17 protein-coding genes are annotated in these 22,017 nt (G+C 63.4%); 7 read left to right on the plus strand and 10 right to left on the minus strand.

Annotated features, from left to right (window positions below):
- Nucleotides 1-10: 10 nt before the first annotated feature.
- The 7 genes from dxr to rpsB form a co-directional block, all read right to left on the minus strand.
- Nucleotides 11-1,189 carry a 1-deoxy-D-xylulose-5-phosphate reductoisomerase gene (gene dxr, locus CKO15_RS07250; RefSeq protein ID WP_200194030.1) on the minus strand — a complete coding sequence of 393 codons (1,179 nt, stop codon included), beginning with the start codon at nucleotides 1,187-1,189 and terminating at the stop codon, nucleotides 11-13.
- A complete protein-coding gene (locus CKO15_RS07255; RefSeq protein WP_200194032.1) occupies nucleotides 1,189-2,016 on the minus strand; it encodes a phosphatidate cytidylyltransferase in 828 nt (275 codons plus the stop codon). Before CKO15_RS07255 ends, dxr begins: the two co-directional genes overlap by 1 nt.
- Nucleotides 2,009-2,821 carry a polyprenyl diphosphate synthase gene (uppS, locus tag CKO15_RS07260; RefSeq protein WP_200194035.1) on the minus strand — a complete coding sequence of 271 codons (813 nt, stop codon included), beginning with the start codon at nucleotides 2,819-2,821 and terminating at the stop codon, nucleotides 2,009-2,011. Before uppS ends, CKO15_RS07255 begins: the two co-directional genes overlap by 8 nt.
- A 13-nt stretch (nucleotides 2,822-2,834) precedes the next feature.
- The gene (frr, locus tag CKO15_RS07265; RefSeq protein ID WP_200194037.1) at nucleotides 2,835-3,392 is read right to left on the minus strand and encodes a ribosome recycling factor; all 558 of its coding nucleotides are present in this window, start codon (nucleotides 3,390-3,392) and stop codon (nucleotides 2,835-2,837) included.
- A complete protein-coding gene (pyrH, locus tag CKO15_RS07270) occupies nucleotides 3,389-4,141 on the minus strand; it encodes a UMP kinase (protein WP_200194040.1) in 753 nt (250 codons plus the stop codon). The genes frr and pyrH overlap by 4 nt, the downstream gene beginning before the upstream one ends.
- A gap of 112 nt (nucleotides 4,142-4,253) precedes the next feature.
- Entirely contained in the window at nucleotides 4,254-5,141 is an 888-nt protein-coding gene (tsf, locus tag CKO15_RS07275; RefSeq protein WP_200194042.1) for a translation elongation factor Ts, read from the minus strand.
- A gap of 14 nt (nucleotides 5,142-5,155) precedes the next feature.
- Nucleotides 5,156-5,899: a 30S ribosomal protein S2 gene (rpsB, locus tag CKO15_RS07280; protein ID WP_200194044.1), complete on the minus strand. Its 744-nt coding sequence runs from the start codon at nucleotides 5,897-5,899 to the stop codon at nucleotides 5,156-5,158.
- Between the two features lie 245 nt (nucleotides 5,900-6,144).
- Here rpsB and map point away from each other — a divergent pair, with 245 nt between their 5' ends.
- The 4 genes from map to dapD all read left to right on the plus strand — a co-directional run bounded on the left by map (nucleotide 6,145) and on the right by dapD (nucleotide 12,008).
- Nucleotides 6,145-6,909, plus strand: a complete 765-nt coding sequence (map, locus tag CKO15_RS07285) for a type I methionyl aminopeptidase (RefSeq protein ID WP_200194046.1) — start codon at nucleotides 6,145-6,147, stop codon at nucleotides 6,907-6,909.
- Between the two features lie 102 nt (nucleotides 6,910-7,011).
- Nucleotides 7,012-9,777 (plus strand): [protein-PII] uridylyltransferase, encoded by a 2,766-nt coding sequence (gene glnD / locus CKO15_RS07290; RefSeq protein ID WP_200194048.1) that lies wholly within the window; start codon nucleotides 7,012-7,014, stop codon nucleotides 9,775-9,777.
- The gene (gene dapC, locus CKO15_RS07295) at nucleotides 9,774-10,988 is read left to right on the plus strand and encodes a succinyldiaminopimelate transaminase (protein WP_200194050.1); all 1,215 of its coding nucleotides are present in this window, start codon (nucleotides 9,774-9,776) and stop codon (nucleotides 10,986-10,988) included. Before glnD ends, dapC begins: the two co-directional genes overlap by 4 nt.
- Before the next feature lie 198 nt (nucleotides 10,989-11,186).
- Complete coding sequence (gene dapD, locus CKO15_RS07300) at nucleotides 11,187-12,008, plus strand: 2,3,4,5-tetrahydropyridine-2,6-dicarboxylate N-succinyltransferase (RefSeq protein ID WP_200194052.1); 822 nt, start codon at nucleotides 11,187-11,189, stop codon at nucleotides 12,006-12,008.
- 120 nt (nucleotides 12,009-12,128) lie between these two features.
- Here dapD and CKO15_RS07305 read toward each other — a convergent pair whose 3' ends face one another.
- On the minus strand, nucleotides 12,129-13,088 hold the full coding sequence (locus CKO15_RS07305; RefSeq protein ID WP_200194054.1) for an ATP-grasp domain-containing protein: 960 nt from the start codon (nucleotides 13,086-13,088) through the stop codon (nucleotides 12,129-12,131).
- Between the two features lie 187 nt (nucleotides 13,089-13,275).
- On the opposite strand from CKO15_RS07305, the gene dapE reads away from it, so the two are divergent.
- From dapE to CKO15_RS07320, 3 genes are all read left to right on the plus strand, one after another.
- Nucleotides 13,276-14,421 carry a succinyl-diaminopimelate desuccinylase gene (gene dapE / locus CKO15_RS07310; RefSeq protein ID WP_200194056.1) on the plus strand — a complete coding sequence of 382 codons (1,146 nt, stop codon included), beginning with the start codon at nucleotides 13,276-13,278 and terminating at the stop codon, nucleotides 14,419-14,421.
- A 67-nt stretch (nucleotides 14,422-14,488) separates the two neighbouring features.
- Nucleotides 14,489-16,330, plus strand: coding sequence for an activator of (R)-2-hydroxyglutaryl-CoA dehydratase (locus CKO15_RS07315; protein ID WP_200194058.1), 1,842 nt, complete (start codon nucleotides 14,489-14,491; stop codon nucleotides 16,328-16,330).
- A 5-nt stretch (nucleotides 16,331-16,335) separates the two neighbouring features.
- Complete coding sequence (locus CKO15_RS07320; protein WP_200194060.1) at nucleotides 16,336-19,857, plus strand: BadF/BadG/BcrA/BcrD ATPase family protein; 3,522 nt, start codon at nucleotides 16,336-16,338, stop codon at nucleotides 19,855-19,857.
- A gap of 104 nt (nucleotides 19,858-19,961) precedes the next feature.
- Here CKO15_RS07320 and dapB read toward each other — a convergent pair whose 3' ends face one another.
- On the minus strand, nucleotides 19,962-20,783 hold the full coding sequence (dapB, locus tag CKO15_RS07325) for a 4-hydroxy-tetrahydrodipicolinate reductase (RefSeq protein WP_200194062.1): 822 nt from the start codon (nucleotides 20,781-20,783) through the stop codon (nucleotides 19,962-19,964).
- Nucleotides 20,780-21,922 carry a molecular chaperone DnaJ gene (gene dnaJ, locus CKO15_RS07330; protein WP_200194064.1) on the minus strand — a complete coding sequence of 381 codons (1,143 nt, stop codon included), beginning with the start codon at nucleotides 21,920-21,922 and terminating at the stop codon, nucleotides 20,780-20,782. The genes dapB and dnaJ overlap by 4 nt, the downstream gene beginning before the upstream one ends.
- Between the last annotated feature and the right edge of the window lie 95 nt (nucleotides 21,923-22,017).

The following is a 22,017-nucleotide window of genomic DNA, read 5'->3' on the forward strand; positions in this document are numbered from 1 at the left end:
ACTCTCTAGTTCATTCGATCCAGCGGGCGACTGCACGCTCGGCCGCCCGGCGTGCGCGCGCATCGATCGTACACGCCGACTCTAGGTCGGTCGGTACGCCAACCGCGCCCTCGGAAGCCAGCGCCTCTTCGATGACCGCGGCGATCCTATCGTACCGCAATCGGCCGCCGAGAAAGGCATCAACTGCCACCTCGTTCGCTCCGTTGAGTACGGCACAAGCGCCACCACCACTACGCAGCGCCTGATAGGCCAACCCCAGACAGGGAAAGCGGCGCTCGTCGACCGGCTCGATCTCCAGCTTACCGGCCGCCACCAGATCGGTCAGCGCCACACCGGAGGCGATACGCTCCGGAAAACCGAGTGCATAGGAGATCGGTACGCGCATATCGGGGGCGCCGATCTGCGCAATGTAGGAGCCGTCGTGATAGCCAACCAAGGCGTGGATCAAGCTCTGTCGGTGGATCACCACATCGATGCGCTCAGACGGCAGATCGAAGAGGTGACACGCTTCAATGACCTCCAAGCCTTTATTCATCATTGTCGCCGAGTCGACGGAGATCTTTCGTCCCATCGACCAGTTCGGATGGGCACACGCCTCCTCGGGGGTCACTGCCGCCAGCGTCGCCGGATCGCGGTCGCGAAATGGCCCCCCAGAGGCGGTCAAGACGATACGCTCGATTCCGTTCCCAGTGAGTCGCTTATCGGCCGGCAGAGCCTGAAAGACGGCGTTATGCTCGCTGTCAACCGGCACAATCTGCGCCCCACTGCGCTGCGCCGTTGCCATAAAGAGCTCACCAGCCACCACCAAGGTCTCCTTGTTGGCCAGCAAGATCCTCTTCCCGGCGCTACAAGCGGCCAGCGATGAGGCCAAACCCGCAGCACCGACAACGGCGGTGACCACGGCATCCACACTCTCCAGAGCCGCTAATTCGGCCACTCCCGTCTCACCGGCAGCGACCTCAATCCCTTGCAGACCGACCTCTTGCAAGCGCCGTTCGAGTTCAGCCGCCGCCTGCGGATCGGCCAAAGCGGCGTAGCGTGGCCGGTGGCTCTGGCAAATCTCAAAGAGTCCGTCGACATCGCGCCCCGCCGCCACCGCCTCAACGCAGAGGCGCTGCGGGTGCCGGGCCGCCACATCCAATGTACTGCGCCCGATCGAGCCGGTCGCACCGAGGATTGCCAATCGCATTACATTCCGCTCTGCCACCACGCCAACCCCGCTGCCAAAAACGGCGCTGCCGCCGTCAGACTATCGATTCGATCCAACACCCCACCGTGTCCGGGGAGGATGCCCCCACTGTCCTTGATCCCACGCTGTCGCTTGAGCATGCTCTCGAAGAGGTCGCCGACGACCGAGGCGACCACAACCAGCACGGTAAGCAACACGAGGTAAGTCCACATTGGCGCTGCCGGCTGCATCACGGCCAGCAGCAGCAACCCTGCCGAAACGGCCGCACCCCCGCCGACGATGGCCCCTTCCCACGTCTTACCGGGGCTGATCCGTGGCGCTAAGCGGTGCCGCCCCCAAGCTCGGCCACCGAAGTAGGCACCGGTATCCGCTCCCCAGACCAGAACCAACAGGAAGGTATGCCAAAACGGCCCCCACGGGGTGTGACCGTGCAGATAGACCAGGGCCAACCAGCACGGCCACAGCAGCAACCAACCGACAATCCCGGCGACAAGTGGCGACGGGGCACTGAGGCCGCGCACGGTAAAGAGCCACAACCAGCCAACTGCTCCCAACCACAACGCGACTGTCGAGTAGAAGATATACGGCACCCACTCCGGAGCCCAGACCAACAACCCGTACCCCGGCACCAGAGTGAGCAGGAAAGCGGCTACCAAGGCGGCGCGCCGTTGCAGATGGCTGACCCCCATCAGCTGCGTCCACTCCCAAGCCGCAACCCCAGCACCGGCAGCGACGATCCAAGCGATCGCCGCAGTCGGCAGCAGCCAAATAGCGGCCAGCAGTAAAGGCCCCAAGAAGAGCGCCGTAACGACTCGCGCTCTAAGCATCCCGCGCCTGCCCTAACGGCACCGCAGCGAGCTGTTGCTCACCAGCGCCCTGCTTGCTACCGAGCTCCCCGAAGCGGCGCTCGCGCTCCGCAAAGTCCTCTAACGCAACCGCCAGCTCATCAGGAGTGAAATCGGGCCACAGGGTCTCCGTAAAGTAAAGTTCAGTGTAAGCCAACTGCCAGAGTAGAAAATTAGAGAGCCGTTGCTCCCCTCCCGTGCGGATAAAGAGATCGGGGTCGGGAATATCGGGAGCGCACAGGGCCGAGCGCAGCGCTGCTTCATCGATCTGCGCTGGGTCGAGTTCACCACGTACCGCGGCGCTCGCTAGCCGGCGTGTCGCCTCGCTCAACTCCCAGCGTCCGCCGTAACTCGTCGCAACAACGAGCGTCAGTGCATCGTTCGCGGCTGTCTCCTCTTCAGCCAAGGTCAACCGCTGCTGCAGCCCCTTTTCCAGCCGACCACGCTCGCCAATAAAACGCAAACGGATGTTGTTGCGCTTGAGCTCGGCGAGTTCGCGATCGAGCGTCGTGCGAAACAGCTCCATGAGCACCCGCACCTCGGCCTTCGGGCGCCGCCAATTCTCGCTGCTGAAGGCAAAGAGGGTCAGCGCCCGCACCTGCAGCCGAGCACAGACCTCGATCACCCCACGCACGGCCTGCACCCCAGCATAGTGCCCAGCATGGCGCGGCTGACCGCGCTGCTGCGCCCAGCGCCCATTGCCGTCCATGACGATAGCAACATGCTCGGGGAGCGAGACGCCGGAGAGGCGATCGGCGATCCGTTCTGCGGTCTCAGGGACATCCATAACGGGCGGCCGCTCAGATTTCCATCAGCTCGCGCTCTTTCTCCTCGAGCACTCGATCCACTTGCCCGACATATTGATCGGTCAATTTTTGGATCTTCTCTTGGCCACCGCGCTCCTCATCCTCGGTGATCTCCTTGCCCTTAGCCAGATCCTTGAGATCGGAGTTGGCATCGCGGCGCACATTGCGAATGGCCACCCGTGCCTGCTCGGCCTCATTTCTGACTAGGCGCACCATCTCCTTGCGCCGCTCTTCGGTCAGTGGCGGCAACGGCACCCGGATGGTCTGCCCCGCAGTCACCGGACTGAGCCCTAGATTCGAGGCCATGATCGCCTTCTCAACGACCGGCACCATGCTCTTCTCCCACGGCACCACGCTCAGCGTTCGGGAGTCCTCGACACTGACGTTAGCCACCTGTTTGATCGGCATCTCGGCACCGTAGTACTCGACGTGGACGGCATCGAGTAGACTGGTTTGAGCACGTCCGGTACGCAGCCGCGAAAGATCGCTTTTAAGGCTCTCTACCGCTTTGGCCATCCGCCTTTCGGCGTCACTATGAATATCATCGATCACGGTTGTTCCTCCTCGGCACTGGCGCTGGACGGCCCGGGATCGACGACCGTCCCCACCGGCATGCCTTGGGCCGCCTGGACCACCATCCCGGGCTGCGTCATATCGAAGACCATGATGCGCATCCCCTGGTCGCGACACAGGACGATAGCGGTAGCATCCATTACTTCCAAACGCCGGCTCAGGACCTCGTCATAAGTCAACTGCTCGTAGCGACGCGCTGTCGGATCTCTGACCGGATCAGCACTATAGACCCCATCAACCTTAGTCCCCTTAAGCAACAGCTCGGCACCGATTTCGACCGCCCGGAGACTGGCAGCAGAATCGGTCGTAAAAAAGGGATTGCCCGTCCCAGCGGCAAAGATTACGATCCGCCCCTTCTCCAAGTGGCGCACGGCGCGGCGCCGAATGTAATCTTCACAGACTTGGTTGATCTTGATCGCCGACATGACCCGGCTGAAGACACCGCGACGCTCCAGGGCATCCTGCAACGCCAAAGCATTCATGACGGTCGCCAGCATCCCCATGTGATCGGCGCTCACCCGATCCATCCCCGCGGCCGCCAGACCGGCACCGCGGAAGATATTACCACCGCCGATCACAACCGCGACCTCGACCCCGAGCGCCCGGACTTCGGAGAGTTCGTCGGCAATACGGCTTAAGGTCGTTGCGGAGATGCCGTACTCGACCTCCCCGAGCAGCGCCTCGCCGCTGAGTTTGATAAGAATTCGGCGATAGCGTGGCACCGTCATCTACAATCGGCTCCCCTGTTGAGCGCGAGCGAGCGCCCTGACCGGATCCAGCAACCCCGGGCAGGCGCTGCTCACTCGCCGTTACCCAGCCGCAACCGCGGCGCGGGCGTCGTCAGGCGCCACGGACCTGAGCCATCACCTCGTCAGCGAAGCTCTCGTCCTTCTTCTCCTTGCCCTCTCCGACCTCGTAACGGGTAAAGCGCAGAACCTGAGCGCCCTGGCCCTTGAGTAGATCCCCCACTGTTTGATCAGGATCCTTGACGAAGGGCTGCCCCAGCAGCGTAATCTCGTTCAGGTGCTTGTTGACTCGGCCCTCGACCATCTTCTCAATAATTGCCTCGGGCTTGCCGCTCTCCCGTGCTTGCGCCACGAAGATCTCACGCTCGGCGGCAATCTGCGCCTCCGGGACATCTTCACGCGCTACACAAAGCGGCGCCGAGGCGGCAATGTGCATCGCCAAATCGCGACCGAGCGCCTCATCACCGCCGCTGAACTCGACCATAACCCCAATGCGGGCACCGTGCAGATAGTGCACCACCTGGCCGCCGCCAGCATAACGGACAAAGCGGCGAATCTCGATGTTCTCGCCCAATTGCGCCACCATCTCCTGGCGCAGCGTCGCGACCGACTTGCCGTCGGCCTGACGATCCACCTCGCAAGCGAGCAGGGCATCAAGATCGGCCGGCTCCTGATCCAGGGCGCATTGGGCAATCGCCTCGGCGAAGCCACGAAACTCATCGCCGTTGGCTACGAAGTCGGTCTCGCTGTTGATCTCCACCATAACACCACTGCAGCCATCGGCTGCCCGCGCTGCTGCAATTCGCCCCTCGGCAGCGACCCGCCCGGCCTTCTTATCGGCCTTGGCCAGCCCCTTCTTGCGCATCAACTCAGCAGCGGCATCGAGATCACCGTCGGTCTCGACCAACGCCTTTTTGCACTCCATCATGCCTGAGCCGGTCCGCTCACGCAGCTCTTTAACCAGACTTGCAGATACACTCATGAACAACTATCCCCTCAGGATGCGGTCTCGTTGATCTCGACAAAGTCGTCTTTACCCGCGGCTGCCGCCTGGCTCGCCGCCTGCTTGGCATCGAGTACAGCGTCAGCGATACCGGAGACGTAGAGCTCGATGGCGCGAATCGCATCGTCGTTGCCTGGAATGACGTAGTCGACCTGGCGGGGGGAGCAGTTGGTATCGACGACCCCGATCACCGGGATCCCGAGCTTGTTCGCCTCAGCCACCGCGATATGCTCATAGCCAACGTCGACGATAAAAAGCGCATCCGGCAGCCGCTCCATATTCTTGATGCCGGCCAAGCTACGGTTGAGCTTCTCCATCTCGCGCGTCAGCGACAGCGCCTCACGCTTGGTCACTTTCTCGAATGTGCCGTCCTGAGAGCGGGTCTCAAGCTCCTTTAAGCGGGCGATCGAGTGCTTGACCGTGCGGAAGTTGGTCAGCATGCCGCCGAGCCAACGGTGATCGACGTAGGGTTGAGCACAGCGCTGCGCGTGCTCACGCACCAGCTCGCGGGCCGAGCGCTTGGTACCAACGATGAGGATTCGCCCGCCCTTCGCCGCTAACCGACCCACGAAGTTCAGGGCATCCTTATAGAGAGGCAGGCTCTTTTCGAGGTTGATGATGTGGATCTTGTTGCGCTCGCCGAAGATATAGGGGCGCATCTTCGGGTTCCAGAAGCGGGTCTGGTGGCCAAAGTGGACACCCGCCTCCAGCATCTGTCGCATGGAAACGTCAGCCATGTTCACTACTCTCCTCAAATGTCGGGTTACGCCTCCATACATCCCTCACACGGCAACCCGCGCTGCGGGCACCCGGCCGCATGTGCCGATGTATGTGTGGTTTTTAAGTTTTGCGTGCGTCGGGAGCCGAGCACCGTCCGCAGCGCCACCGAACGCCCGGTAGCGCCGCGCTTTATAACACCGATTCACGCTCGGGACAAGCGCACCCCGGCGACTTACGCCACGCGATATGCTAGAGTCGGCACATGGCAATTCCGATCAAAACCGCAGATGAGATCGCGGCCATGCGCTGCGCCGGTCGGCTCGCAGCCGACGTGCTCGACATGGTCACCCCCTACGTCGAAGCAGGGGTCACGACGGAGTGGCTGGATGCCCTCTGCCATCGCTACATCACCGAGGAGCTCGGGGCGATACCGGCACCGCTCGACTATCGCGGCTTTCCCAAGGCGACGTGCATCTCCGTCAACCACGTCGTCTGCCACGGCATTCCCGGCCCCAAAAAGCTTAAAAAAGGCGATATCGTCAACGTCGATATCACGGTGATCAAGGCCGGGTGGCACGGGGATACCAGCCGTATGTTCTTTGTCGGCGAACCGAGCATCCGCGCCCGCCGCCTGGTCGAGGTCGCCAAGGAGAGCCTGTGGCGGGGCATTGAGCAGGTGCACCCCGGAGCCACCCTGGGCGATATCGGCCACGCTGTCCAGCAGCACGCCGAATCCCACCACTTCTCGATCGTCCGCGAGTACTGCGGCCACGGCATCGGCCAAGCGTTCCACGAAGAACCACAAGTGCTCCACTACGGAACCCCAGGCCAAGGCAGCGTACTGGAGCCAGGGATGACCTTTACGATCGAACCCATGGTCAACGCCGGACGGCCGGAGACCCGTCTGTTGCGTGACAACTGGACCGTAGTCACCAAAGATCGCAACCTCTCGGCGCAGTGGGAACACACCGTGCTGGTCACCGAAAACGGCTATGAGGTGCTGACCCTTGGGGCCGATGAGCGCTGATCGGCGCACCCCCCGCCTCGCCCCCTCCCAGGAGCAGCAGAGAACCGCCATCCTGAACGGAGGGAGAGGAGCGGAGTGGGAGTGGCAGAGGAGCGATGCACTATGGCGGACTCGCTAGCGGACGCAGCCCCCGATGTCGCTGCCGTCGCTGCGGCGGCCCGCTCCGGCTCGCCCCTAGTGCCCGCCCTGCGAGGGCTTCTGAGCGCCTTCGACGCCGGACTTTATCACCGCTTCCGTGCTGGAGTCGCCGCCGCAACCCTTATCCTTGAACGGACCGAATTCGTCGACGCGCTCATCGGCCAGCTCTGGACGGCAGCACTCTACGGCCACCCTACAGCGCACGAAGGCACTCCATCTCCCCCGCTACCGGTATCCGTAGCCACCGATGCCGGCGTCGGCACGCCCGGCTGCGCGCTCCTGGCCATCGGCGGCTACGGTCGCGGTGAACTTCACCCCGGCTCCGACATCGACGTCCTGGTCTTGATCGACCCCCCTCGCAACACGGTTCCTTACGAACGCATCGAGTGTTTCATCGCCCAACTTTGGGACCTGGGCCTGGAGATCGGCCACGGCGTCCGCACCCTAGAGGAGTCGCTGCAAGCCTCGGCGAGCGACGTCTGTATCGCGACCACCTTGCTAGAGTCGCGCACCTTGGCCGGCGACCCCTCCTTGCTACCGCAGGCGCGCGCCGAACTCGACGCACAGCGCCAATGGCCGAGTCGCCTCTACTTCGAGGCGAAGCTCGCCGAGCAGCAGCAGCGCCATGCCCGCTTTCACGACACCGCCTATAACCTCGAACCGAATATCAAATCGAGCCCGGGCGGGTTGCGTGATATCCAGATGATCGGCTGGGTGGCGAAACGCCACTTCGGCAGCGAAGACCTCCACGGTCTCGTCGGCGCTGGCTTTCTAACCGAGGCCGAATATCAGACCCTCTATGCAGCGCAATCGTATCTGTGGGACGTCCGTTTCGGCCTGCACATGATTGCGAAGCGCCGCGAGGACCGACTGCTATTCGATCATCAGCTAACGCTTGCTCGCCTCTTCGACGATCAGGACGATGACCGCAACCTCGCCGTCGAACAGTTCATGCAGCGCTACTTTCGCACCGTGATGCGAATCTCACGGCTTAACGAGTTGCTGCTGCAACACTTTGCCGAAGAGATCCTGCACGGCGACGATGACGCCGAACCGCAGCCAATCAACCGTCGTTTTCAGTCCCGGCGCGGCTATCTTGAGGTCACCGATCCGCGGGTCTTCGCCCGCTACCCCTTCGCCCTGCTCGAAGCCTTCCTGATTCTCGAACAGCACAGCGAGCTCAAAGGGGTGCGGGCCTCGACCATCCGGCTCATCCGTCAACACCGCACGTCGATCGATGAACGCTTTCGACGCGATCTGCGCTGCCGCTCGCTCTTTATCGAGATTCTCCGTCAGCCCCAGGGAGTCACCCACGCCTTGCGGCGGATGCATCGCTACGGTGTGCTAGGGCGTTACATACCCGACTTCGCCCGCATTACCGGCAGGATGCAGTACGATCTCTTCCACGCCTACACGGTCGACTCACACACGCTCTTCGTCATCGGCAACCTGCGCCGTCTAACCCTGCCCGAGCATCGTGACGAACTGCCACTGGCTCACGCGGTGATGGCACAGGCGCCCAAGCCCGAACTGCTCTACCTCGCCGGACTCTTCCACGACATCGCTAAGGGCCGCGGCGGGGATCACTCACAGCTCGGGGCACGGGCCGCCTACGAGTTTTGCATCCAGCACGGTCTCGGGGCTTACGATGCGCGTCTTGTCGCCTGGCTCGTCCTCCATCACTTGACGCTCTCGACCACTGCGCAACGCAAAGATATCTCCGATCCGGCCGTCATTACCGAACTGGCCCGCACCGTCGGCAATCAGGCCTACCTCGATGCGCTCTACCTACTGACGATTGCCGATATCCGCGCAACCAACCCGGCGCTATGGAACACGTGGCGCTCTGCTCTGCTCGATGAGCTCTACGTCCTAACCCGCCGAGCGATCCGCCGCGGCACCAGCAACCCGATCGGCAAGGATGAACTGATCCGCGATACCCAACGCGATGCGCGCCGCATCTTGCGCCAGCGCGGCCTGCTGCCGAAACAGATCCGCACGCTCTGGCAACACCTCCCTGACGACTACTTTCTGCGCCACAACGCCGAGGAGATCGCCTGGCACACGGAGGGCATGCTGGGCGCCCACATCGACGATATGCCGTTGGTGCTGGTCGACCGCAACACCGCCAGCGGCGGGATGCAGGTCTTTCTCTACGCCGAAGACCGCCCCGATCTCTTCGCCCACTGCGTCTCAGCGCTCGATCGGCTCGGGCTCGATATCTACGAGGCACGCATCATCACCACCGTGTGCGGCTACACCCTCGATAGCTACCTGGTCCTTGAGCGCCAGAGCAAAAACGCTACGAGTACGCTACATATCAGCGAACTTGCCAACACGCGCCGCCGCGACGAAATCCGCGCCAAGGTCCGTGCTGCCGCCTGCAGCGAGGGCCTTCCGCCGCTGCCGGTCACCCGCCAAGTACCCCGGCAACTGCGCCACTTTCAAACGGCAACCGAGATCGTCTTTAACGATGACCCCCTCAACGGCCGAACCATTGTCGAATTGACAACCGCCGATCGGCCCGGCCTGCTTGCACGTATCGGCGCTGCCTTCTCGCGCTGTGAGATCCGCGTAAAGAACGCGAAAATTGCTACCATGGGGGAGCGGGCCGAGGATATCTTCTTCATCACTGATACCGACGGCGCACCACTGCGGCGCCCAGAACAGTTTCGGTGCGTTCGCGATACGCTCACCGAACTCGTCGACGAGGAGCACGGAGTGACATGAACCGCGGGTTATCTCTTCTGCAGCCGTATCCGTTCGAGCGCATGGAACGCCTTAAGGCAGGCGGTCGCCCGGCGAGCAATAAAACGCACATCAATCTCGGCATCGGCGAGCCACAAGAGCCGGCACCGACGTTGATCAGCGAGGCCTTGCAGCAACACCTTGCCCTCGTCAGCCGCTACCCCCCAACCCGCGGCATTGAGGCGCTGCGGATAAGCATCAGTGCGTGGCTGCAGCGCCGCTTCGCGCTGCCGGCAACCGCTGTCGACCCGGAACGTCACGTATTGCCGGTCGCCGGCACACGCGAGGCGCTCTTTGCGATTGCCCAGACCGTGATCGGTCGCGGTCGGCCATTCGTCGCCATGCCCAATCCCTTCTACCAAATCTACGAGGGGGCGGCGCTGCTCAGCGGCGCCCGGCCGCTCTACTTGCCGCTCGATCCGGCCACCGGCCTGCCCGATCTCGATCTCCTCGAACCGCGCACCTGGAACCGCGTTCAACTCTTTTATGTCTGCTCACCAGCGAACCCGACCGGGGCCATCGCCAGCCCAGCGTATCAGCAGCGCATCCTTGAGCTCAGCGAGCACTACGGCTTCATCATTGCCGCCGATGAGTGCTACAGCGAGATCTATCGCGGCACTCCCGAAAGGGCGCCGAGGAGCTTCCTGAACGCCTGTCTCGATCACGGACACAGCGAATTTGAGCGCTGCCTCGTCTTCAATAGCCTCTCGAAACGCTCTAGCGTCCCCGGCTTGCGCTCTGGCTTCGTCGCTGGTGATCCTGGGCTCATCCACGCCTTTTTGCGCTATCGAACCTACCAAGGGTGTGCCCTGCCACTGTATGCCCAGGAAGCCAGCTGCGTCGCCTGGGACGATGAGGCGCACGTCGAGGCGGCCCGTGAGCGCTATAGCGCGCGCTGCGAGCAGACGAGCATGCGGCTCAGCGAGGTGCTTGAAGAAGCCGATGCACCGCCAGCGACCTTCTACCTGTGGCCGCGCACACCACTCGACGATCAAGAGTTTACCCGCCGGCTGTGGGAGGAAGAGAACGTCACGGTACTGCCCGGCAGCTTCCTCTCACGCCCCTTAGAGGGCGACAATCCCGGCGCCGCCCGAGTGCGCATCGCCCTGGTCGCCGAGTTAGAGGCGTGCCTAGAGGCGGCCGAACGCATCCGCCGCTTCGTCGAACGGCTGCACGGCCCCAGCGCCACGTAAAGTTCAGCTACGCAGCACGCCGTACTGCGCCCCCTCCACGGCACCGCCATAGCCGCAAACGGGCAAGCACCGGCGACTTGGAGCGACTTACTTGGATCGACTTAGAGCAGGCATAGGCGACGATCGCACCGACAGACCAGCAAAAGACCGTCATCATAAAGACCCTCAAAAGGTCAGGAAAAGATCAGGAGAACAAGCATGAGCGACGATATGAAAGCGGTGATCGAGCAGGCCTTTGAGCGGCGCCAAGAACTCGACCCGAACAACGCCCCAGCAGAGCTGCGTGAAGCGGTCACCGCGGCGCTGAACGAACTCGACACTGGTCGCGAACGTGTCGCCGAACCCACCGCCAACGGCTGGCAGGTCAATGAGTGGCTGAAAAAGGCAGTGCTACTCTCCTTTCGCCTCAACGACAACCAATTAATGCAGGGGGGGGTCTCGCGCTTTTTCGACAAGGTACCACTCAAGTTCAGCGACTGGGACGAAGCAGCGCTGCGCGAGTCGGGGGCTCGCATCGTGCCACCGGCCATGGCACGGCGCGGCAGCTATATCGGTCCCGGCGTCGTCCTGATGCCCTCCTACGTCAACATCGGCGCCTACGTCGATGCCGGCACCATGGTCGATACCTGGGCGACTGTCGGCTCGTGCGCACAGATCGGCAAGAACGTCCACCTCTCGGGGGGGGTCGGCATCGGCGGAGTGCTCGAACCGCTGCAAGCCAGCCCCACCATCATCGAGGATGAGTGCTTTATCGGCGCCCGCTCGGAAGTCGTCGAGGGGGTCATCGTCGGACGCGGCGCGGTGATTTCGATGGGGGTCTACATCGGCCAGAGCACCAAGATCTACGATCGCACCACCGGCGAGATCTCCTACGGACGCGTGCCCGCCGGAGCCGTGGTGGTCCCCGGCAACCTCCCCGCGAACGATGGCAGCCACAGCCTCTACTGTGCGGTGATCATCAAGTACGCCGATGAGCGCACCCGCGCCAAGGTCGGTATCAACGAACTGCTGCGGCCTTAGCCGGCCGCTGCTCTACGCCCGCGCCGCCGCGTCCGGACGCACTCCTAGGGTGCTCCCGCGGCGACGTGGCGCGCGGTGGCACACACCCGGGCGGCCTGGCCTTGCTCTGTCGGGTCCCGGCTATTTACGAGCGACGACGTACTCTTCGAGCTTTTCAAGGATCAGATGCTCGTAGGCCGCCTGGTCGACCCTGTTGATCTCGGGGATCCCCGACGGGCTGGTGATATTGACCTCGGTCACATACCCCCCGATCAGATCGATGCAGACCAACGGCGCACCCTGCTCGGCGCAGTAGGCACCGATTTGCTCACAGATCTTCCGCTCCTGTGTGGAAAGCTCGGTCGCCTCGAAGGCAGCCCCAAGGTGGATATTCGCCCGGAAGTCGCCAGGGATGGGCAAGCGATTCATCGCCCCGATAAGGGTCTCCCCGACCAGGTAGACTTTCTTATCGCCGCGTTCGACGGCGGGCAGAAAGGCCTGCAGGATAGCCAACTGCGTGCCTCCTTTGGTGCACTCACGCAGCGCCTGCAACGCCTGATCCCGGTCGGCGGCACGCCCCTTGGCCACCGCGTTGCCGTTGAACTCATTGCCGGGCTTGATCACCCACCAGCGCTCGCGGTCACGCTCCATCTCGGCAAAGAGGGTCTCGACATCGTAGCCGAAGCACGTCTCAGGGGTGGCTTCCGGCCAGCGCATGGTGACAGTCTTTTCGTTGATGTGGCGAAGCGCACTCGGTGCATTCACGACACAGGTGTTGGCGCAATCTAGGATGTAGGTCATCGCCAGATAACTCATATTGACTGGCGGATCGGGGCGCACCAGGACGACGTCGTACTCGGCCAGCGCCTCGAACTGCTCACTGCCCAGACTGCTGCGCAGGTCACCGGCGTCGGCGGCATCCCGGCGATAGGGGAAGCGGTGCGTATAGGCGTACGCCTGTCCATCACGCACCAGGAGCCGCGCCGGGAAGGTGATTGCGACCTCATCGCCGCGCTGGTTAGCCGCCGAGGCCAGCAGGAGGGAGGTATCCATCTCCGGTTTCAGACTCTCTAACGGGTCGATCACGATACAAATCTTCATTAGGCTCTCCGCAAGGAAACCCGCGATTTCAATCGCAGGGACACCGTTGCTTTGCACAATACGCCGTTTTGTTATATTATGTGCGCAATATACCATATAGTCATCATTTGAGCGCACTCCCACTTCAAATGCAGCGGCGTCGTCGCCTGCAGGCGGACAACCGCCGACAGCGAGAGCACCCCCTTTCATGAGCGCGACCCTTGAACTGGCTCAGGCACTCATTCGTCGCCCCTCCTTGACCCCCGCTGATGCCGGCTGCCAGACCCTGATCGCCGAGCGGCTGGCCAAGCTCGGTTTTACCATCGAGTGGCTTTCGCACGGCAAGGTCACCAACCTGTGGGCGCGGCGCGGCCGCACGCAGCCGCTCTTTTGCTTTCTCGGCCACACCGATGTCGTGCCGACCGGCTCGGAATCGGCCTGGCACTACCCGCCTTTTCAGCCGACTATCGTCGACGGCCTGCTTTACGGTCGGGGAGCGGCTGATATGAAAGGCAGCGTGGCCGCCTTCACCGTCGCCTTGGAGCGTTTCCTCTCACTCTATCCCGAGCCCGACGGCTCCTTAGCCGTGCTGTTAACCAGTGACGAAGAGGGGGAGGCCCGCGACGGTACGCGCTGGGTCGTCGACGTCTTACGCGAACGCGGTGAATCGATCGACTACTGCTTGGTCGGTGAGCCGAGCAGCTGCGAACACCTCGGCGATGAGATCAAAATCGGGCGCCGCGGCTCACTGACCGGGCGCCTGTGCATATACGGCGAACAAGGCCATGTCGCCTACCCCGATCGCGCCGACAACCCCATACACCGGGCAGCCCCCTTGCTCAACGACCTCATCAGCCGGCGCTGGGATGATGGCAACGAGTACTTCCCCCCCACCAGCTTACAGATCTCCAATATCCACGCTGGCACCAGCGCCGATAATGTGATTCCGGGCGCGCTGGAGCTGACGTTCAACCTGCGTTACTCGCCACTGCTCGACGAGCAACAGCTGCGGGAAGATATCGAAGCCCTTATCGCCAGCCACGATTTACGCTTTACCATCGCCTGGCACCACTCCGGCGCCCCCTTCCAAGCCGGTGAGGGCCCCCTACTCACCGCTCTTGAGGCGGCCATCACGACGCACACCGGTTGCCGCCCCCGGCGCTCAAGCAGCGGCGGCACTTCGGATGGGCGTTTCGTCGCACCGACGGGCACTCAGGTTGTTGAACTCGGGCCGCTCAACGCGACGATCCACAAGGTGAACGAGTGTGTCGCCGTTGCCGATCTCGAAGAACTAACCCTGATTTATCAAGAGACGCTTTGTCGCTTATTCACTGCGCAGCGCCCGAACGTTTGATCCAGCGGTGCCTTTGCGGTTAGATTCTTTCTTTTCAAGAAGGTTACAGGTAGACGGCGACGCTCCGATGGAAACCGAGCTTCATAGCGCCGCGCAACGGCGTCAAGCCCAGGCGCAAGCCCGCGGCCCAGCCGAAACTCGGGCTCACTCCCGGGCCGCCAGCAGCGGCGAGCGCCGCCACTATAGGCGCCCGCCGGAGCGCCCCTTTGCCCGTGCCGAACGCAGCCGGGTCACCATCCTTTTTGGCGGACTCACGGCGGCGCACGATCGGCTGATCGAGGCCGGCCTGCACGGGCTCGGCTATCGGGCTCAGCGCATTCCGGTGCCGAATAAGGCCGACTTTCACACCGGACGCGAATACTGTAACCCCGGCCAGTGCAACCCGGTGTACTACGTCGCCGGCTCGCTGATCAACTACCTAGAGCGACTCTGCATTGAGCAGGGAGTCCGTCGCGAGCAACTCGGCGCCGACTACCTCTTTGTAACCCCGGGCTCCTGCGGCCCCTGCCGTTTCGGCATGTACGAGGCGGAGTATCGGCGCGCCTTAGAGCGGGCCGGTTTCACCGACTTTCGGGTCATCGCCTTCGATAAGAAGGCAGGCGGCGAAGGTCACCGTGCTGGCGCCGTCGGCGACGGCCTGCAGTTCGATATTAAGCTCTATCTGACGTTGATCAACGCGATCTTGATCGGCGATCTCCTCAACGGCCTCTTCTACCGCCTGCGTCCCTACGCTGTCGATGCCGCGGCACTAGACGCAGTCCATGAGCGGTGCCTGCAGATTTGCGCCGAGCACCTGGCCGAGAAGCGCCACGATCCAATCCGCATCGGCGTGCTGGCGCGCGCGCTGCACCGCCTGACACCGTTGCCGCAAGCCGAGGACGTTGCACGCATCTTGGCTCAACTGCGCGATCCCGACTACGTCGCAGCCCTGCGTCGGTGCCGAGAGGCGATCGCTGAGCAGATCGAAGTCGACTGGAGCCGCGCGAAGCCGATCGTGCGTGTTACCGGCGAGTTTTGGGCGCAAACGACCGAGGGAGACGGTAATTTCCGCATGTTCCAGTTCCTTGAGGCAGAGGGGGCCGAGGTCCACGTCGAACCCGTCGCCACCTGGATCGACTACATGCGCCACACCCTGCACTGGCGGCTGAACGACCTGCGCATTATCAGCGAGGACGAAGCCCGCCTCGGCGAACGACTGCGGCCCTGGCTGTGGCTGCGCGCACGCACTCGCTACCTGCTCCGCGATCGTCTGCTGGGACTGTGTGGCTGGCTGCTGCACCGCGAGTTCCAGCGTCTCGGCCGTGCCATCGGCGGCCCGCTACCGGAGTTGACCGACCAGGAGACCCTGGAGCGCCTCGGCCACCCCTACTACCACGCCCGTATCACGGGCGGTGAAGGCCACCTGGAGGTAGCCAAGAACCTCTACGCTTATCAGCACGCGCTGGCGCACATGACGCTCTCACTCAAACCCTTCGGCTGTATGCCGTCGACCCAGTCCGACGGGGCACAGGCAGCCGTCCTAGCCGACTTCCCACAGATCAATTTTCTGCCGATCGAGACTGCCGGTGAGGGGGAGATTAACGCCTATTCCCGCGCGCAGATGGCATTAAGTGAGGCAAAGAGCGCCTGCCGCGGTGAGTTTAAACGCGCTCTGCAAGAGAGCGGCTGTTCGCTGACACAGATCCGCGCCTACGCGGCCGCACATCCGGAACTGCGCAGCCCCTTTTACGAGGTACCGCGGCGCGCCGGGGTCATCGGGCGTGCCGCGGCCTTCGTTTACCACGTCGGTGAGCGGATTCACCGTGACCCGGCCTGGAGCCCTGATCAAGCGCCTAGCGGTCACCAGGCGAACGCCCCCAGCGCTCGGGAGAGCAAGCCGGTCGGCGACGATCAAGCGGAGGCTCAGTAAGCGTTATGACAGCCGACGGCACAACGCCCCCCCCCTCACCGCTGATCATCGGCCTGGATGTCGGTTCGACGACGGTTAAAGCGATCGTCCTGGAACCGGCGAGCTGCGATGTCCTCTGGCAGGAGTACCGCCGCCACGAGACTCGCCAAGCCGAGACCGCGCGTAACTTTCTCGTCGCCATCGAAGAGGCCTTCCCTGAGCACGCTGCCCACGGCCAGCTCCACCTCTTTGTCACCGGCTCGGGCGGCGGCGGCTTAGCCGAGTGCCTAGGCGCCCGCTTCGTCCAAGAGGTTCACGCCGTCTCACTGGCCGTCGAAAGGCTCTTCCCTGACGTCGGCAGCGTCGTTGAGCTCGGTGGCCAGGATGCCAAGATCATCGTCTTTAAGGATCTTGGCGGGGGGACCAAAAAGAAGCTCCCGTCGATGAACGACAAGTGCGCCGGGGGCACCGGTGCGGTCATTGACAAGATCGCCGATAAGCTCAGCATCCCCGCCGCTGAACTTGGCGCGATGGGCTACACCGGGCGAACCATCCATCCGGTCGCCGGCAAGTGCGGCGTCTTTGCCGAGACCGACATCAACTCCCTGCAAAAACAGGGCGTCAGCGCCGAAGAGCTGATGGCTTCACTGTTTGAGTCGATCGTGCAGCAAAATCTCTCGGTGTTAACCCGGGGGCATACCCTGCGCCCCACGGTCCTGCTGCTCGGCGGTCCCAACACCTACATCCGCGGCTTGCAGGAGTGCTGGCGTCACCACATTACGCAGATATGGCGTGAGCGCGGGATCGAGATCGGCACCACGGCCACATCGGCCACTGCTCCGACCACGCCAGCGCCACAAACGCCCGAGGAGGCCGTCTTAGTCCCCGAGCGGGCGCAATACTTTGCCGCCTTAGGGGCGGCGGAGCTGGGCCGGCAGGAACTCGAAGATCAGCCTGGGGTGGCTCGCTACCCTGGGCGCAAGCAGCTCGACTGGTATATCGCTGAGGGACAACGCAGCGGTCGCAGTGCCCACCAAATCGCGCCCCTAGTTCGCAGTCACGACGACCTGACGACCTTCCTTGAGCGCTACCGCCCACCGCCGTGGCAACCGGCAGCGTTTCGCCCCGGTGAACGGGTGCGCGCCTTCATCGGCATCGACGCCGGTTCCACTTCGACCAAGGGGGTATTGCTCGGCGCCGATGCCGAGGTGGTCGCCAAGGCGTATCAACTCTCACAGGGCAACCCGATCGAAGATGCCATCGCCATCATTGCCGAACTTGAGGGGCAGATCAGCGCCCAAGGGGCGCGCCTTGAGATCATCGGCGTCGGGACCACCGGCTATGCCAAGGATATCATCCGCGACGTCGTGCAAGCCGATACCGCGCTCGTCGAGACCGTCGCCCACGCCCACGCCTGTCAGCACTTCTACCCCGGCACCGACGTCATCGTCGATGTCGGCGGGCAAGACATCAAGCTGATGTTTTTGAGAGAGGGCCGGGTGCGTGACTTTCGCCTCAACACCCAGTGTTCGGCCGGCAACGGCTACTTCCTCCAGGCGACCGCCCGCGCCTTTGGCTACGCGGTCGAGGAGTACGCCGATATCGCCTTTAGCGCCGATGCCATGCCGGATTTCAATCACGGCTGCGCGGTCTTTCTACAGTCGGATATCGTCGACTTCCAGCGCAAGGGGTGGCGAGCCAATGAGATCTTGGCCGGTCTGGCCGCCGTCCTGCCCAAAAACATCTGGCTCTACGTCGCCCAAATCGCCAACCCGGCCGAGCTCGGCGAGCGCTTCGTCTTGCAGGGAGGGACGCAGCGCAACCTGGCCGCGGTGAAGGCACAAGTCGACGATCTCAAACAGCGCTTCGAGCGTCTCGGCAGAACGTGCGACATCCAGGTCCACCGCCACTGCGGCGAATCCGGCGCCATCGGCGCCGCACTTGAGGCGCGCGTGCTCTTCGAGCAGGGGCGTCGCACTCGTTTCATCGGCTTGGAGCGCACCCGGCACATTCGCCACCGCACCATCCGCAACGAGCAGACTCGCTGCTACTTCTGTAAAAACCTCTGCCTGCGCACCTTTATCGACGTCGCCGCCGGAGCGGAACAACCCGCTGCAGAGCCACCACCACTGCCCCCGCTCTCGGCCCCGGGTACCGGAAATGACCAGGAGGGGCAACCCGGCACGGCACCCAAGACGCCGAAGATCCCCATTCCCGAGGGGTATCAGCGCTTGATCGTCGCTACCTGCGAGAAGGGCGAGGTCGAAGACGTCGCCGCCATGCGCCGCATCAAGGCGAACCTCGATGAGGTCGTCGAACGCAACCCAAACTTCCCCGAGATCGCCGCGCAGCGGCTCTTCCAAGCCCCGGTGGTCGAATCGGTCGCCGATCCGCAGCCGCGCGGCTTAATCGCCCTTCTCCGGCCACGCTACGCGGCGCGCCGCCGCCGCGCTCAGGCCGATCGAGGCGAGGTGCGCATCGGCATCCCGCGGGTGCTCAACCTCTACGCCTGCGCCCCCTTCTTCCTCGGCTTCTTTACCGCGCTCGGTGTCCCGGCGCGCAATATCGTCTTCTCCGACTACACCGATCAGGAGCTCTACCGCCGTGGGGCCACGCGCGGCAGTATCGACCCGTGCTTCCCCAGCAAGCTCGGCATCCCGCACGTTCACAATCTGCTCTACGGCAAACACAAGCGGCGCGCACTGACGCACATCTTCTTCCCGATGATTCACAGCCTGCCGAGCACCCTCGAAGGGGTGATGAGCTCGATGGCCTGCCCGACGGTGGTCGCCACCGCCGAGTCGACCCACGCTGCCTTTGTGCGCGAGGGCGACCTCTTTGCCGAACACGGGATCGATTTTAAGAAGACCTTGCTCAACCTCCACGACCCCCGCCTCGCTGCCCGACAGATGTTCGCCGACTGGGGGGAGACGCTCGGCTTGAGCGTAGAGGAGGCGTACCGGGCGACCCGGCAAGGGCTGCGGGCCATCGCCGCGGTCGAAGAGGAGCTGCGCCAGCGCCAACGCACTGCGCTCGATATGTTAGAGCGCGAGGGCCGCATCGGTATCGGCGTCCTCGGCCGCCCCTACCACAACGACCCCGGGATCAACCACGGCATCCTGGATGAGCTGCAACGCAAGGGCTATCCGATCTTTTGGCAAGATGCCCTGCCGGACGATCGCGACCTGCTCGATCGCCTCTTCGGCGGCGAGGTGCGCCGCGGCGAGGTGAGTTCCGCCCTGGCCATCGACGATGTCTGGAAGCACGACTTCTCGGAGCACTCCTCGCGGAAGCTGTGGGCAGCGAAGTTCATCGCCCGCCATCCCAACCTAGTCGCCGTCGAGCTCTCGAGCTTCAAGTGTGGTCACGATGCACCGATCTACGCCGTCATCGAGGAGATCATCGAGCGCTCCGGTACGCCCTACTTCTGTTTTAAGGATCTCGATGAGAATCGCCCGGCTGGCTCGATCCAGATTCGCACCGAGACGATCGACTACTTTCTGCAGCAACACGCCGACAAGCTCCGCCCGCGTGCACTGGCAGCCTGACGCCGACCCCATCGTTTGATTGCAGCCAGCCTATTGAGTTCGATCCTGGAGGGAGGCTGGGAGGCGATCGCCGAGCAAGCGGCGGGGCGCCTCACCGTTATCAATCAAAGAGAGGGCGCAGTGCTCAGCCCGAGTACATCGCGCATGTCGTAGCGCCCTGCCGGCTGCCCGACGACCCAGTGGGCAGCGCGCACCGCCCCGGCAGCAAAGGTGGTGCGGCTCGAGGCCTTATGGGTCAGCTCAAGGCGCTCGCCGTCACCGGCAAAGAGCACGGTGTGTTCGCCGACGATATCACCCGCTCGCAGTGTTGCAAAGCCGATCGTCTCATGCGCACGCACACCCGTATGGCCCTCACGGCCATAGACAGCACACTGCTTCAGATCACGCTCCAAGACCGCAGCGACGGCCTCCCCCAAGCGCAAGGCGGTGCCCGAGGGTGCATCGACCTTATGACGATGGTGCGCCTCGATGATCTCGATGTCGCTGTGCGAACCAATCGCCCGCGCGGCCTGCTCGACCAAGACGGTTAGCAGGGTCACGCCGGTCGAGTAGTTCGCTGCCTGCACCAGCGGCACCCGCTCGGCGAGTTCGGCGAGTGCCGCCTGCTCCGCCTCGCCCAAACCGGTCGTCCCGAGGACCAGCGGTGTCGCGTGAACACGACACGCCTCGGCCACCGCGCTGGTGGCCTGTGGCAATGAAAAATCAATCACCACGTCGGCGCGCGCGATCGCCGCCGCGACCTCGCTCTCGATCTCGACTTGCAGTGCACCGCACCCGGCAAGTTCACCGGCATCACGGCCACGAGCGTGCGGCGCCCGATCGACCGCGGCAACCAGCTCAGCGCGCTCATCCCCGGCGATCACCTCGATCAACATGCGCCCCATACGACCGCTAGCACCGACCACCGCAACCTGGAGCCGACTCATGAGCGCCACTCCTCGAAAAACTGCTTCGCCTTATCGAGCCACGATGAGGTCTGCGGCTGATGCTTACCGCCGGTGTTGCGCATGGTGCCACGAAACTCCTCAAGCAACTCTTTCTGCCGCTTGGTCAACTGCACCGGAGTCTCGACCTGGATGCGACAGAGCATATCGCCCTGCCGGTTGCCGCGCACCGGTTTGACCCCTTTGCCGCGCAACCGGAATATTTGTCCAGACTGCGTCCCGGAGGGAATGCGTAGACTCACGCGCCCCTCCAGCGTCGGCACTTCGACCTCGCCGCCGAGTGCCGCGCTGACGATATCGATCGGCACCTGACAGAAGAGATCGGCGCCGTCGCGCTCGAAAAACTCGTGCTCTTTAACCGCGATTTGGACATAGAGATCACCAGGCGGTCCACCCTTCTCGCCCGGCTCCCCCTCGCCGGAGAGACGAATCCGATCACCATTATCGACACCGGCGGGAATGCGCACGTTGAGGGTCTTACGATCCTCGACCCGACCACGGCCGCGACACTTCGGACAGGGGTCGGTGATCAACGAACCGCTGCCGTGACAGCGCGGACACGTCTGCTCCAGGGCGAAAAAGCCCTGCTGCACGCGCACCGCACCCTGCCCCTTACAGGTCGGACACGTCTGTGGCGCCCCCCCGCCGCGCGAACCGCTCCCCTTACAGGCGCCGCACTCAACATGCGTCGGGATCTGGATCTGCTCCTCGGTCCCGCGTACGGCCTCTTCGAGCGTCAGCTCTAGGGTGTAGCGCAGATCAGCGCCGCGATAGGCGCGTGCGCGCCCCCCGCGGACGCCTGCACCAAAGATATCGCCGAAGACATCGGAGAAGATATCTTGAAAGTCTTGTGGCGACGGCCCCCCGGGGCCGTACCCACGGCCGCCTGCCGACGGATCAACGCCGGCGTGGCCGAACTGATCGTAGGCCGCCCGCTTCTGTGCATCGGAGAGGATTTCATAGGCCTCTTTGGCCTCTTTAAAGCGCTCGGCAGCCTTCTCATCCCCCGGATTGCGATCAGGGTGATACTTCTGCGCCATGCGCCGATAGGCCTTTTTGATCTCGGCATCCGAGGCGTTCTTAGCCACCCCCAGTGCCTCATAGTAATCGCGCTTCGCCATAGGCTGCTCCGCGTTTGCCCACCCAACAACGAGAAAGGCGCAGGAGGATACTCCGCCCTGCGCCTCCGCTCAGACGACCCGTGTCGATTCACCGC

Origin of the sequence: Halorhodospira abdelmalekii (genome assembly GCF_016583625.1) — a bacterium.
Lineage (GTDB): Bacteria > Pseudomonadota > Gammaproteobacteria > Nitrococcales > Halorhodospiraceae > Halorhodospira > Halorhodospira abdelmalekii.

Excerpts from the sequence above, each read along its gene's own strand:
- dxr (WP_200194030.1), bottom strand. The coding sequence starts at position 1,189 with ATGCGATTGGCAATCCTCGGTGCGACCGGCTCGATCGGGCGCAGTACA.
- CKO15_RS07255 (WP_200194032.1), bottom strand. The coding sequence starts at position 2,016 with ATGCTTAGAGCGCGAGTCGTTACGGCGCTCTTCTTGGGGCCTTTACTG.
- uppS (WP_200194035.1), bottom strand. The coding sequence starts at position 2,821 with ATGGATGTCCCTGAGACCGCAGAACGGATCGCCGATCGCCTCTCCGGC.
- pyrH (WP_200194040.1), bottom strand. The coding sequence starts at position 4,141 with ATGACGGTGCCACGCTATCGCCGAATTCTTATCAAACTCAGCGGCGAG.
- tsf (WP_200194042.1), bottom strand. The coding sequence starts at position 5,141 with ATGAGTGTATCTGCAAGTCTGGTTAAAGAGCTGCGTGAGCGGACCGGC.
- rpsB (WP_200194044.1), bottom strand. The coding sequence starts at position 5,899 with ATGGCTGACGTTTCCATGCGACAGATGCTGGAGGCGGGTGTCCACTTT.
- map (WP_200194046.1), top strand. The coding sequence starts at position 6,145 with ATGGCAATTCCGATCAAAACCGCAGATGAGATCGCGGCCATGCGCTGC.
- glnD (WP_200194048.1), top strand. The coding sequence starts at position 7,012 with ATGGCGGACTCGCTAGCGGACGCAGCCCCCGATGTCGCTGCCGTCGCT.
- dapC (WP_200194050.1), top strand. The coding sequence starts at position 9,774 with ATGAACCGCGGGTTATCTCTTCTGCAGCCGTATCCGTTCGAGCGCATG.
- dapD (WP_200194052.1), top strand. The coding sequence starts at position 11,187 with ATGAGCGACGATATGAAAGCGGTGATCGAGCAGGCCTTTGAGCGGCGC.
- CKO15_RS07305 (WP_200194054.1), bottom strand. The coding sequence starts at position 13,088 with ATGAAGATTTGTATCGTGATCGACCCGTTAGAGAGTCTGAAACCGGAG.
- dapE (WP_200194056.1), top strand. The coding sequence starts at position 13,276 with ATGAGCGCGACCCTTGAACTGGCTCAGGCACTCATTCGTCGCCCCTCC.
- CKO15_RS07315 (WP_200194058.1), top strand. The coding sequence starts at position 14,489 with ATGGAAACCGAGCTTCATAGCGCCGCGCAACGGCGTCAAGCCCAGGCG.
- CKO15_RS07320 (WP_200194060.1), top strand. The coding sequence starts at position 16,336 with ATGACAGCCGACGGCACAACGCCCCCCCCCTCACCGCTGATCATCGGC.
- dapB (WP_200194062.1), bottom strand. The coding sequence starts at position 20,783 with ATGAGTCGGCTCCAGGTTGCGGTGGTCGGTGCTAGCGGTCGTATGGGG.
- dnaJ (WP_200194064.1), bottom strand. The coding sequence starts at position 21,922 with ATGGCGAAGCGCGATTACTATGAGGCACTGGGGGTGGCTAAGAACGCC.